Origin of the sequence: Sideroxydans lithotrophicus ES-1 (assembly GCF_000025705.1) — a bacterium.
GTDB lineage: Bacteria > Pseudomonadota > Gammaproteobacteria > Burkholderiales > Gallionellaceae > Sideroxyarcus > Sideroxyarcus lithotrophicus.
In genome coordinates, this window is sequence record NC_013959.1 from 2,536,004 (window position 1) to 2,548,825 (window position 12,822).

11 protein-coding genes are annotated in these 12,822 nt (G+C 61.9%); 9 read left to right on the forward strand and 2 right to left on the reverse strand.

The window, feature by feature from the left end; translation table 11 throughout:
- Nucleotides 1-29: 29 nt before the first annotated feature.
- Entirely contained in the window at nucleotides 30-842 is an 813-nt protein-coding gene (trpC, locus tag SLIT_RS12520) for an indole-3-glycerol phosphate synthase TrpC (protein WP_013030628.1), read from the reverse strand.
- Between the two features lie 246 nt (nucleotides 843-1,088).
- On the opposite strand from trpC, the gene SLIT_RS12525 reads away from it, so the two are divergent.
- The 3 genes from SLIT_RS12525 to SLIT_RS12535 are packed head-to-tail and all read left to right on the forward strand — an operon-like array spanning nucleotide 1,089 to nucleotide 4,916.
- Nucleotides 1,089-2,348 (forward strand): glutamate-5-semialdehyde dehydrogenase, encoded by a 1,260-nt coding sequence (locus SLIT_RS12525; RefSeq protein WP_013030629.1) that lies wholly within the window; start codon nucleotides 1,089-1,091, stop codon nucleotides 2,346-2,348.
- A 37-nt stretch (nucleotides 2,349-2,385) separates the two neighbouring features.
- Nucleotides 2,386-4,152: a dihydrolipoyl dehydrogenase gene (gene lpdA / locus SLIT_RS12530; protein WP_013030630.1), complete on the forward strand. Its 1,767-nt coding sequence runs from the start codon at nucleotides 2,386-2,388 to the stop codon at nucleotides 4,150-4,152.
- A complete protein-coding gene (locus SLIT_RS12535; RefSeq protein ID WP_013030631.1) occupies nucleotides 4,149-4,916 on the forward strand; it encodes a DUF4197 domain-containing protein in 768 nt (255 codons plus the stop codon). The genes lpdA and SLIT_RS12535 overlap by 4 nt, the downstream gene beginning before the upstream one ends.
- 50 nt (nucleotides 4,917-4,966) lie before the next feature.
- Here SLIT_RS12535 and SLIT_RS12540 read toward each other — a convergent pair whose 3' ends face one another.
- Complete coding sequence (locus tag SLIT_RS12540; protein WP_013030632.1) at nucleotides 4,967-6,286, reverse strand: enoyl ACP reductase FabMG family protein; 1,320 nt, start codon at nucleotides 6,284-6,286, stop codon at nucleotides 4,967-4,969.
- A 96-nt stretch (nucleotides 6,287-6,382) separates the two neighbouring features.
- Here SLIT_RS12540 and SLIT_RS12545 point away from each other — a divergent pair, with 96 nt between their 5' ends.
- From SLIT_RS12545 to SLIT_RS12570, 6 genes are all read left to right on the forward strand, one after another.
- Complete coding sequence (locus SLIT_RS12545; RefSeq protein ID WP_013030633.1) at nucleotides 6,383-6,943, forward strand: TetR/AcrR family transcriptional regulator; 561 nt, start codon at nucleotides 6,383-6,385, stop codon at nucleotides 6,941-6,943.
- Nucleotides 6,944-7,022: 79 nt separating this feature from the next.
- A complete protein-coding gene (locus SLIT_RS12550) occupies nucleotides 7,023-7,898 on the forward strand; it encodes an efflux RND transporter periplasmic adaptor subunit (RefSeq protein WP_013030634.1) in 876 nt (291 codons plus the stop codon).
- 7 nt (nucleotides 7,899-7,905) lie between these two features.
- Nucleotides 7,906-9,753 (forward strand): ATP-binding cassette domain-containing protein, encoded by a 1,848-nt coding sequence (locus tag SLIT_RS12555; RefSeq protein WP_013030635.1) that lies wholly within the window; start codon nucleotides 7,906-7,908, stop codon nucleotides 9,751-9,753.
- A gap of 223 nt (nucleotides 9,754-9,976) precedes the next feature.
- Complete coding sequence (locus SLIT_RS12560) at nucleotides 9,977-11,116, forward strand: ABC transporter permease (protein ID WP_013030637.1); 1,140 nt, start codon at nucleotides 9,977-9,979, stop codon at nucleotides 11,114-11,116.
- Nucleotides 11,117-11,120: 4 nt separating this feature from the next.
- Nucleotides 11,121-12,230, forward strand: a complete 1,110-nt coding sequence (locus SLIT_RS12565; protein ID WP_013030638.1) for an ABC transporter permease — start codon at nucleotides 11,121-11,123, stop codon at nucleotides 12,228-12,230.
- Nucleotides 12,231-12,329: 99 nt separating this feature from the next.
- On the forward strand, nucleotides 12,330-12,749 hold the full coding sequence (locus SLIT_RS12570) for a YqaA family protein (protein WP_013030639.1): 420 nt from the start codon (nucleotides 12,330-12,332) through the stop codon (nucleotides 12,747-12,749).
- The last annotated feature ends 73 nt before the right edge of the window (nucleotides 12,750-12,822 follow it).

Sequence of the window (12,822 nt, forward strand, 5' to 3'; positions counted from 1 at the left end):
TTCTCTGTGCTCTCTGTGGCAGAAGATGTTTACGGTTGCATGCCAAAGACTTTGGCCAGCTCCGCCCCCGGCTCGTCCGCGCGCATGAATGCCTCGCCGACCAGGAAGGCATGCACCTGCTGGTCGCGCATCAATTTCACATCCGCTGCAGTGAAGATACCGCTTTCCGTGACCACGATGCGATCCTGCCCCTCTTCGGATGCAGAGATATGCGACAACAGGTCGAGCGTGGTCTGCAGGCTGACCTCGAAGGTGCGCAGGTTGCGGTTGTTGATCCCGATCAGCGGCGTGGCCAGCTGCAATGCGATCTCCAGTTCCTTGCCATCGTGCACTTCCACCAGCACAGCCATGCCCAGTTTGTGCGCCAGTTTCTCCAGCGTCTTCATCTGGTTGAGGGTCAAGGCGGAGGCGATCAGCAGGATCGCATCCGCCCCCATCGCCCGCGCCTGGTAGACCTGATATTCGTGCACCATGAAATCCTTGCGCAGCACCGGCAGGTCGCAGGCGGCGCGCGCCTGCTGCAGGTACGCCGCACTGCCCTGGAAGAACTGCTCGTCGGTCAGTACCGACAGGCAGGCCGCCCCATGCCGCGCATAACTGGCCGCGATCTCGGCCGGGTGGAAATCCGCACGAATGACCCCTTTGCTGGGGCTGGCTTTCTTGATCTCGGCGATCACGGCGGGAAGCCCGGCTGCGATCTTGTTGCGGATGGCGCCGGCAAAGTCCCGCGCAGGGGCGGCTTGCTCGGCTTCGGCACGGATCACCGGCAATGGCTTGGCCGACAATGCGGCGGCGACTTCCTGGTTCTTGACGGCGAGAATCTTGTTAAGGATGTCGGACATGCTCTGCTCTCTTGAATTGAGTGCGCATTCTAGCCCGAATGTTTCATAAATTCGCGTGATGATCGCGCTGGGGTTTGTTCGACAGGCAGGTTTTGCGAAGAAGTGGCGTAGTGATCCATACACCCGACTGGGCAAAATTCGTATGGCGGACAAAGGACCAGCGAGGACGCACGAACTTTATGAAACACTCGGGCGGATGCAAGCGGAATGCTAAAATACTCGCTACACGCAACAGTTGGAACCCATATGGAAGACGTCAAGCAATACATGAAGAAAGTCGGGCAGCAGGCCCGCGCCGCATCGCGCCTGATGGCCCAGGCCAGCACCAACGCCAAGAACCACGCGCTGGAGAACATCGCCACGGCCATCCAGCTCGGCAGCGCAAGGCTGATCGCGGAGAATGCCAAGGATGTCGCCGCAGCCAAGGCCAACGGACTGGATGCAGCTTCGGTGGACAGGCTCACGCTCACCGAAAAGACCATAAAAGGCATGGTCGAGGGACTGCAGCAGATCGCGCAGCTGGCTGATCCCATCGGCGAGATCGACGGCATGCATTATCGCCCCTCCGGCATCCAGGTCGGCAAGATGCGCGTGCCGCTCGGCGTCATCGGCATCATCTACGAATCGCGCCCGAACGTGACCGCGGACGCCGCCGGCCTGTGCCTGAAATCAGGCAATGCGGCCATCCTGCGCGGCGGCTCGGAGGCCATCCATTCCAACCAGGCCATCGCCGCCTGCGTGCATCAGGGCTTGCGCGAAGCCGGCCTGCCCGAGACGGCAGTGCAGGTCGTGAACACCACTGACCGTGCCGCCGTCGGCGAACTGATCACCATGAAAGACTATGTGGACGTGATTGTTCCGCGCGGCGGTAAGGAACTGATCGAGCGCGTCTCGAGCGAAGCGCGCATCCCCGTCATCAAGCACCTGCACGGCGTATGCCACGTCTACATCGACGACGAGGCCGACCTGCACAAAGCCATACGCATCGCCGACAACGCCAAGACCCACCGCTACGGCGTGTGCAACGCGATGGAGACCCTGCTGGTGAATGCGAACGTGGCAGCGAAAGTATTGCCGGAACTGTGCCGGATCTATCTGGACAAGGGCGTGGAACTGCGCGGCGACGAAGCGTCGCGCAAGCTGGTCCCCCAGATGAAGGTCGCCACCGAGGAAGACTGGCACACCGAGTATCTCGCGGCCATTCTCAGCATCCGCGTGGTCGCCGATCTGGATGAGGCACTTGCGCACATCGCCACCTACGGTTCGCAACATACCGACAGCATCGTCACCGAGAACTACAGCAAGGCCATGCGCTTCCTGCGCGAAGTGGATTCATCGAGCGTGATGGTGAACGCCTCGACACGTTTCGCCGACGGCTTCGAGTATGGTCTGGGCGCGGAGATCGGCATCTCCACCGACAAGATCCACGCCCGCGGCCCGGTCGGACTGGAAGGATTGACCTCGCAAAAATACATCGTGCTCGGCAGCGGGCAGATCCGTATCTGACAAGAACACGATAATAAAGAGTTGAAAAGGAAACATCATGAGCCAGACCATTGAAATCAAAGTCCCCGACATCGGTAACTTCAAGGATGTCGCCGTCATCGAGATCGCCGTGAAGGCCGGCGATCACGTCGAGAAAGAACAGGCGCTCATCTCGCTGGAAACGGACAAGGCGACGATAGACGTTCCCTCACCCGTCGCCGGCGTGGTGAAGCAGCTCAAGATCAAGGTCGGCGACAAGGTCAGCGAAGGCTCGATCATCCTGCTTCTTGAGAGTCAGGATTTAGGAACTGGGAATTCGGATTTGGCAAAACCGGCGGCTTCTGCGCCGCAAGTTGCCGCCGCAGCCCCAACCAAATCCCAAATCCAAAATCCCAAATCCACCGTCAAAGGCGACATCCACGCCGAAGTCGTGGTACTCGGCGCCGGCCCCGGCGGCTACACCGCCGCGTTCCGCGCGGCCGATCTCGGCAAGCAGGTGGTACTGATCGAGAAGCATGCCTCGCTCGGCGGCGTTTGCCTCAATGTCGGCTGCATCCCGTCCAAGGCGCTGCTGCATGTGGCCAAGGTCATCACCGAAGCGGAAGAGGTTTCGCATCATGGCGTGACCTTCGGCAAGCCGAAGATCGACATCGACGGCATCCGCGGCTGGAAGGAAAGCGTCATCTCCAAATCCACCGGCGGCCTCGCCCAACTGGCGAAGCAACGCAAGGTGCAGGTGGTGCAGGGTGTGGCGAAGTTCACCTCGCCCAACTCGCTCGTGGTGCAGACCGCCGACGGCGAGAAGATCGTCACCTTCGACAACGCCATCGTCGCCGCCGGCAGCAGCGTGGCGCGCATCCCCGGTTTCCCCTATGAAGACGAACGCATCATCGACTCCACCGGCGCGCTGGCGCTGAAGGATGTGCCCAAGCGCATGCTGGTCATCGGCGGCGGCATCATCGGCCTGGAGATGGCGACGGTGTACGACGCATTGGGCAGCAAGATCTCCGTGGTCGAACTGATGGACCAGCTCATGCCCGGCGCGGACAAGGACATGGTCAAGCCGCTGCACACGCGCATCGCCAAGCGTTACGAAGCCATCATGCTGAAGACCAAGGTCACCAAGATCGAGGCGACCAAGGCCGGCCTGAAGGTGACCTTCGAAGGCGAACAGGCGCCCGCCGAACCACAGGTATACGACAAGGTGCTGATGGCCGTCGGCCGCCGTCCGAACGGTCGCGAGATCGCAGCAGAAGCTGCGGGCCTCATCGTCAACGAGCGCGGCTTCATCCCGGTGGACAAGCAGATGCGCACCAATGTGCCGCACATCTTCGCCATCGGCGACATCGTCGGCGATCCGATGCTGGCGCACAAGGCAGTGCATGAAGGCAAGGTCGCGGCCGAGAACATCGCCGGACACAAAGCCTTCTTCGAACCATTGACCATCCCTTCGGTCGCTTACACCGATCCCGAAGTGGCATGGATGGGCTTGACCGAGACGCAGGCGCAGGCCAAGGGCACCCCCTTCGAGAAGGCGTCCTTCCCGTGGGTCGCTTCGGGACGTGCCGGTTCGGTGGGACGCCCCGAAGGTGCCACCAAGGTGCTGCTGGATCCGCAATCGCGCCGCATCCTCGGCATGGGCATCGTCGGCGTGAACGCGGGCGAACTGATCGCCGAAGCCGTGCTGGCGCTGGAGATGGGGGCAGACATGGAAGACATCGGCCTCACCATCCATCCGCACCCGACCTTGTCGGAGACCCTGTGCTTCGCCGCCGAGATGGCGGAAGGCACCATCACCGACATCATGGCCCCGCGCAAGAAATGAGGCAGTTCGCTTCGGTCATCGGCATGCTGGCGATCAGCATGTCGGCCAGCGCCTTCGACCTGAACGATCTCAAGTCCAGGCTCAATGAACTGGAACAACCCGCCCCGAGCTCGAATGCACCCGCAGCCAAACCTTCCGGGCTGGCCCAGTTCACCGCACAGGAACAGGCCGCCAGCCTGAAACAGGCGCTCACACAAGGTGTGGAGACCGCCGTCCGCGATCTCGCAAAAGAGAACGGCTATCTGGGCAACGACAAGGTGCGCATCCCGCTGCCGGACAACCTGCAAAAGGCCGACCGCACCATGCGCAGGATCGGTCTGGGTAGGTACTCGGACGAATTGACGACCTCCATGAACCGCGCCGCCGAGGCTGCCGTGCCGGAAGCGAAGGCACTGCTGGTCAGCGCGGTGAAGAGCATGACGGTGAACGATGCCAAGGAAATCCTGCTGGGCAAGGACGATGCTGCCACGCAATATTTCCGCGGCAAGACCGAAACGGCATTAGGCAGCAAGTTCAAGCCCATCGTGACCAGGTCGATGCAGAAGGTCGGCCTGGCGCAGGCGTATGACCGTTTCGCCGGCAGAGGTGTGAAACTGGGACTGGTCGATGAGCGCGATGCCAACCTCGAAGACTACATCACGCGCAAGGCACTGGACGGACTGTTCTACATGATGGCGGAACAGGAGAAGGAGATACGCGCCCACCCCCTGCAAGCGACCGGCGACCTGGCCAGAAAGATATTCTCCGCATTGCGCGGACAATAAGACCCGCAGCCTGAAGATGCCCGAATCTGCGGGCTCTCAGGCACGCACACTCAGTTGTGCATCAGGTTGAGCTGCTTCGCGATGATGTCGTGGTTGAGCCACAATACCGGCCCGGCCGGGTTCGACGACTCATGGAACATCAGGGGGCCGGTACCTTCCAGCACCAGGGAGCTCAAAATGTCGGTCACCAGCGCATCGCGGCTCTTGTGCATCTTGGTGATCTCTTCCGACGTGCCTATCATCACCTCGGCCAGCTCGGCTGAATTCGCCATCGGCCATGCCGCAAAATCGCGGAAGCGTTTCATCACATCGCTGGCATTGTAGGCGTCGATCTTCTGCAACAGGCTTTCCAGCGTCTGCCCTTCCTGCAGCACATCGCGGCAGGCCTGCCACTGCGACTCAGCCCAGGCTCCGCCCTGCTCCTTTTTCAATGCCTTGAGCAAGGGGAACAATGAAAGCTCCACGCCGACGAAGATGTCGGAAGAATTGGTGCGAATCTCGGGGCAGTTGTAGACGGTGGCCTTGATGCCCTGCTTCCATGCCTCTTCGGCGATGCGCTCGAGGCGCATCTTCGCCTTGCCCTGGGTATAGCTGGTATAGGTCTGCCACTCGTATTTGCCGCCGTCGATGATAATCTCGGTGCCGTGGTAACCATAGGCGGTGTAGCGCACCTGCCCGCCGGTCTTTTCCAGACGCGCGCGGATCGCAGCACTGCCTTCGATCAGGTGCTGGAAGGTGTTCGCGGTCACCTCGTCGAAATTCATCAGGATCAGCTTGCCCAGGTCGCTGTCGAGCAAGGCGCTCGACGACATGAAGCGTTCGCCGCGCCCCTTATAGATCCGGTTGGCGATGGCCAGGAACACTTTCACCTTGGGGATGCCGCCGGCCATGGTATGGGCGAAGAATGCATTGCTGCCGTCCGGGATCATGCGGTCGAGTTCCGCCATCACCTTTGCCACTGAATCCTTGAAGCGTTTCACCCCGACCTCGCGGCAGCGCTCGATCTGTTTCCAGTCGAGCTTGTCGTCCTGCCAGCTCTTCAGCGTCATGTCGGCCAACAGGTCGGTGGGAGTCGGCTCGCCCGCCGGCGCATCCAGATCGAACCCCGCCATCAGCGGCACATTGATGATGCGGCCGCCCAGATTGGCTTCGGCCTGGGCCAGTTCCTCCGCGTTCAGCGGACGCAATTGATTGTTCTCGTCGCGGCGGCCTACGGTGACACCGATGATGGTCATGCCCGCCTTGCGTGCCTCGTTGATCAGGCCGTTGGCATAACCGCGGCCAAACAATTCGCCAAAGAGCACAAAGACGTCGTTCTTACGAAAGATGTTCCCCTTGGGAATATCTCTCAACGAAACCGGTGAAACCATAATATCTACCTCCAGCATGACGATCGGTTAAATTGTTTTGTCAATGATAGTCGAATTTGGTAGCCTTACCAAAACACACAACCTCCGGCTGGCCAAATGAGCATCAAAGACGACATCCTGATTGCGGGCTCGATGCTGTTACGTGAAAAGGGCGTGACTGCCCTGACACAGCCGCAGATCGCTCAAGCGGCCAACATCAAACAAAGCCATCTAACTTACTATTTTCCCACACGCGCGAATCTGTTGCTTGCCATTGCTGATTTCACGCTTTCCACCCTGATGGACGATGTCGCCGCCCAGCTGCAGGCCAAGCCGCAAGGCACTACGCTGGCCGATGCGATCTCCAGGATCATGATCGACGGTTTCCCGCCGCGCGTCTTCATCGGCCTGATCGTTGCAGCAGACAGCGATCCCGACATCCGCAAGCTGCTGCGCAAACTGATCCGCCACGTTCGCACAGCCATCCAGGGCCTGCTGCAGCAGGCAGGCCTCGCATCCGACAGGGAGGCGGCCCTTTTGTTCCATGCCACGATCGTCGGCCTCGCCGTCATGCACCAGGCCAAGCTGAACAAGGAGTCCGCTACCGAAGTCAAACACGGCGTGGACATCCTGATGCGTTTGTTGCCTTCCATCCATTCCACGCGGTCGCCAATATGAACACTCCGCTGCAGATGCCGTATTCTCATGTTTCCAGTTTTATTGTTTCGGACTCCGCGCGGGCTCAGGGACCAAGACCATGAAAAAGAAAATCCTCCTTCTCCTTGCCGTCACGATAGGGCTCGGCGCATCCGGCGCGGCCGCATGGTATTTCGGCAACCGGCATGCCGCCAACAGTGAGACGCTGACGCTGTATGGCAATGTGGATATCAGGCAGGTGCAGCTCGCCTTCAACGGTTCCGAGCGCATCGCCAAGATGCTGGTGAAGGAAGGCGACCGCGTCAACAAGGGTCAATTGCTGGCAATGCTGGATACGGCGACGCTACAGCAGAAAGTCCGCAAGGCCGAGGCCGATAGCGAGGCCGCACGCCTCGCCGCAGTCAATGCGGCCAGCACCTACCGGCGGACCAGAATGCTGGTCGACCAACATTTCGTTGCGCAGCAGCAGGCGGACGATGCGCGTACCGCATCCGATGCGGCGCATGCGGGAGCCCACGCCGCTCAGGCCGGGTTGGAGCTGGCGCGCAGGGCGCTGGCCGATGCCTCGCTGTACGCACCGGACAATGGCATCATCCAGGAACGCATCCTCGAACCCGGTGACATGGCATCGCCGCAACGTCCGGTCTACACGCTCGCGATGACCGACCCGCTCTGGGTCCGCGCCTATGTGAAGGAGAGCGACCTCGGCAGGATACGGCCGGGCATGCACGCCGCAGTGGCAACCGACAGTTACCCGAACAAGCGCTACAACGGCTGGCTGGGCTACATCTCGCCGACTGCGGAATTCACACCGAAATCGGTGGAGACCACCGAGGTGCGCAGCAGCCTGGTCTACCAAGTGCGCATCTTCGTGTGCAACCCGCAGGGCGAATTGCGCCTGGGCATGCCGGCCACGGTGACCATCGCGCTGGGCCAACCCGCCGCCACGAACAACGAGCACTGCCGGAATCCGTGAGGTTGGCGTGAACGCGGCAAATCACGACACGGCGCCACCCACTCCCGCGAGCCCGGACAGCCGGGTCGCGCTGGTGGTGAAGCAACTCTCCAAATCCTTTCTCATCGGCAAACGCAGGATACAGGCGCTGCAGGACGTCAGCTTCAGCGTGCGCCACGGTGTGGTCACCGGGCTCGTCGGCCCCGACGCGGCCGGCAAGACCACACTGATGCGTCTCGCCGCCGGATTGCTGGTACCGGATAGCGGCGCCATCAGCGTGCTCGGCATGGATGCAGCCACGCAGTCGCTCGCGGTGCAAGGCTCCATCGGTTACATGCCGCAACGCTTCGGTCTCTACGAAGACCTGACCGTGCAGGAGAATCTCGACCTCTACGCCGACCTGCAAGGCGTGCCGGAAACGGCGCGTGCGGAACGTTACCGCGAGCTCATGCACATGGCCGGGCTTGCGCCTTTCGCCAGGCGGCTGGCCGGACAGCTTTCCGGTGGCATGAAACAGAAACTCGGCCTCGCCTGCGCGCTGGTGCGCCAACCGCAGCTCTTGCTGCTCGACGAACCCACGGTCGGCGTGGACCCGCTGTCGCGCCGCGAGCTGTGGGACATCGTCTATCGCCTGGTGCGCGAACAGGGCACCAGCGTGCTGCTCACCACGGCCTACCTCGACGAAGCGGAACGCTGCGACGACGTGGTGCTGCTGCACGAAGGACGGCTGCTCGACCAGGGCGCGCCCGCTGTGCTGCGCGAAACCATGCGCGGCCACACCTACCGTGTCACGGTGGCTGGCATGGACAAGCGTGTGCTGCAGAACCGCATCGCACAGGCGCCGGGCGTAATGGACGCGCTGATCCAGGGCGACCATGTGCGCGTAGTGATGGAAAGCGACACGCCTGTCGACTTCGCCGCGCTATGCCCCGCTGCGGTCGGCATCGAGTCAGCAGCGGTGGCGCCGCGTTTCGAGGACAGCTTCGTCGCACTGATCAAGAGGAAGGTTCGCGGCGATGAAGGTTCGCCGGTACATGACAATAAGGTTCTGCCCGCACATGTGACACTCACCGATACATCCCCTCCCCCCGCGGGGGAGAGGGAACAAGATCGGTTCGCTAAACCAGTGATCGAAGTCAGCAACCTGCAGCGCACCTTCGGCAGTTTCTACGCAGTGAACAACATCAGCTTCACCGTGCAGCGCGGCGAGGTGTTCGGACTGCTGGGGGCGAACGGTGCGGGCAAATCCACCACTTTCCGCATGCTGTGCGGACTGTTGCCGCCGAGCAGCGGCACCCTGCGCGTCGCCGGTGCCGACCTGCGTCATGCCGCGGCGGCGGCACGCGCACGCATCGGTTACATGTCGCAGAAGTTCTCGCTCTACGGCAACCTCAGCGTGGCCGAGAACCTGCAGTTCTTCAGCAGCGCCTACGATCTGACCGGCACGCGCAGAAAGCAGCGCATCGACTGGGCGCTGCAGGAATTCGAACTGTCCGCCATGGCCGATGTCACCAGCGGCGACCTGTCGCTCGGTTACAAGCAGCGCCTGGCCCTCGCCTGCGCACTGATGCACGAACCGGAGATCCTGTTCCTCGACGAACCCACCTCCGGCGTCGATCCGCTGGCGCGGCGCGAATTCTGGTCGCGCATCAACGCTCTGGCCGGACAAGGCGTGACCATCATGGTCACCACGCACTTCATGGAAGAGGCGGAATACTGCGACCGGCTGGCGATCATGGCGGCAGGCGAGATACTGACCATGGGCACGCCCGGCAGCATCAAGGCGCAGGCACGCAATGCCGCACAGCCCGAGCCGACCATGGAAGACGCCTTCGTCGGGCTGATCATGGCGCATGAAAAGCGGGAGGCGGCATGAACCCAACTTTCTTAGGCAGTCATACCGGCGAAGGCCGGTATCCAGTAATGGGAAAACCGCCGCGAAGCGGACATAACCGCGATGTAGTCCCACTTGCGCGGGGATTTCTAAATCATCTGGATTCCGGCCTGCGCCGGATAACCAGCGACTTGCCCGCTTGCGGGCTTAGTCGAATGGCTAGTAGTTCCATCAATGACGTGGTTTTTTTAATGGAATATCTGGGATGAATATCGATACCCGCCCCGGCTCTTCACGCATGCGGCTGCGCGGGCTCATCCGCAAGGAATTCCTGCAGATCGTGCGCGACCCCAGCAGTATCGCGATCGCCTTCCTGATGCCGATCTTCCTGCTGCTGCTGTTCGGCTACGGCGTATCGCTGGATTCCGAGCACATCCCGCTGGCGCTGGTGGTGGAACAGCCGAATTCCGATACCGCCGACTTCACCGCCGAATTCGACCACTCGAAGTACTTCGTGCCCTTCTACTATGCCAGTACGCTCGAGGCGGAACAGGCCATGATGGCCGGGCGCGTCAACGCCATCGTGGTGCTGCGCCACGATTTTTCCAGAACATCGCGGCGAAGCGACGGCGCAGCGATACAGCTCATCGTCAACGGCGTGGACGCAAACACGGGGCGCATCATCTCCGGCTACGTGCAGGGCGCGTGGGGCAGCTGGCTGGCGCACGCAGCACAAAAACGCGGGCAGGAACTGCAGGTGCCGGTGCAGATGCAACAGCGCGTGTGGTTCAACAGCGAGCTGCGCAGCCGCAACTTCCTGGTGCCGGGACTGGTCGCGGTGATCATGACGCTGATCGGCTCCTTGCTGACCGCGATGGTGATGTCGCGCGAATGGGAACGCGGCACCATGGAAGCGCTGCTGGTCACGCCACTGTCGATGCGCGAGGTGATCATCGGCAAGTTGCTGCCTTACTTCATCCTCGGCATGGGCGGCCTGGTGCTGGCGGTCGGCATGTCGCTGTTCCTGTTCGAAGTGCCGCTGCGCGGCTCGCTGTGGGTGCTGTTCTCGGCGTCTGCGCTGTTCCTCATCGCCGCGTTGAGCATGGGCCTGCTGATCTCCACCGTGGCGCGCAGCCAGTTCGTCGCCGGCCTGATCGCGCTGATCGCCACCTTCCTGCCCGCCTTCCTGCTCTCCGGTTTCATCTTCGACATCGGCAGCATGCCAACCATGGTCCAGGTCATCACCCATATCGTCGCCGCGCGCTATTACGTCGCCATCCTGCAGACGGTGTTCCTCGCGGGCAACGTGTGGAGCGTGATCCTGCCGAACGCGCTGGCGCTGGTGCTGCTTGCGACGATCTTCCTCGGCCTGACCTGGCGCAATGCGCGCAAGAGACTGGAGTGACGGCATGGTTGGACGCATACTCGCACTGGTGTTGAAGGAATTCCTGGCACTGCTGAAAGACAAGCGCGCCCGCCTCGTGCTCATCGGCCCGCCGCTGATCCAGCTGATGGTGTTCGGCTACGCGGCCACCTTCGACCTGAAGAACGTGCCGTACGCCGTGTACAACGAGGACCGCGGGGCGGCCGCGCGCGCGCTGCTGGCCGCCTTCGACGGTTCGCCCGGTTTCACCCCGGTGGCACAGATCACGCACGAGAGCGAGATCGCGCCGCTCGTCGACGGCAAGCAGGTGCTGATGGTGATCCATGCCGGGCCCAACTTCAGCGCCGAACTGGCAGCCGGGCGGCCGGCACAGCTGCAGGTGATCGTCGACGGGCGCAATTCCAACACCGCCATGCTGGCGATCAACGATGCCAGCGTGATCGTCGATCACTTCAACACAGACTGGGCGGCAAGCCATGGCGGCAGCCAGCCGCCCGCACATATCGTGACACGCGCCTGGTTCAATCCCAACCTGGAAAGTCGCTGGTTCTTCCTGCCCGGCATCGTCGGCATCCTGACCTTGTTGCTCACCATGCTGGTCACCGCGTTGTCCGTCGCACGTGAACGCGAGCAGGGTACCTTCGACCAGTTGCTGGTCACACCGTTGCGGCCGGTGGAAATATTGATCGGCAAGACGCTGCCCGGATTCCTGATCGGCATGGCGGAGGCCAGCGTGATCATGCTGGCGGCAGTGTTCTGGTTCAAGGTGCCGCTGCTCGGCAGCCTGCTGACGCTGTATACCGGGATCGCGCTGTTCCTGCTGTCGGGTGTCGGCGTGGGGCTGATGATCTCGTCGTTCGCGGCCACCCAGCAGCAGGGGTTGCTGGGCGCGTTCATCTTCATGGTGCCGGCCATCATCCTGTCCGGCTTTGCCACGCCGATCCGCAACATGCCGATACTGGTGCAGGACATCACGCTGCTGGATCCCATGCGCTATTTCCTGCTGGTGCTGCGCGGCGTATTCCTCGAGGACACACCGTTCCACCTGCTGATCCCGCAGTTCTGGCCGATGGCGCTGATCGGCGTAGCGGCGTTCAGCATCGCCGGCTGGCTGTTCCGCCACCGCATGTACTGACTGAATGCATGCGCGAATATAATCGATGCCCCTTCATATTCATCGCCGTCGTACTGCGCATCGGATCGAAGACTTGCCACTGCACCCTGGACTAGCCATTTGGACACTCTGAATTCCATCGTCACCAGCGACCTCAGCCTGTGGGGCCTGTTCATCAGCAGCTTCCTTGCAGCGACACTGTTGCCGGGCGGTTCCGAAGCCGTGTTGTTCGGCGTGCTGAAACTGCATCCGGATCTGTTCTGGCCGGCGCTGCTGCTTGGTACAGTCGGCAACACGCTCGGCGGCATGGTCACCTTCGGCATGGGCTGGATGCTGCCGCAGACCCAGCAGCTCAAGCACGTGGACAAAGTCCGTCAACACGGTGCGCCCGCGTTGGTACTGGCCTGGGTACCGCTGGTCGGCGATGCGCTCTGCCTCGCCGCCGGCTGGCTGCGCCTGAACTGGTGGCAGGCGGCGCTGTTCATGGCCATCGGCAAGTTCGCGCGCTACTGGGTGATCGCGCTCGCCAGCCAATATTGAACCGTCATCGGCAGCGACACCTCCGCAAGGCAGGTTATATAGATATTGCTTCCGCCCCCCCTGCGGAATACAG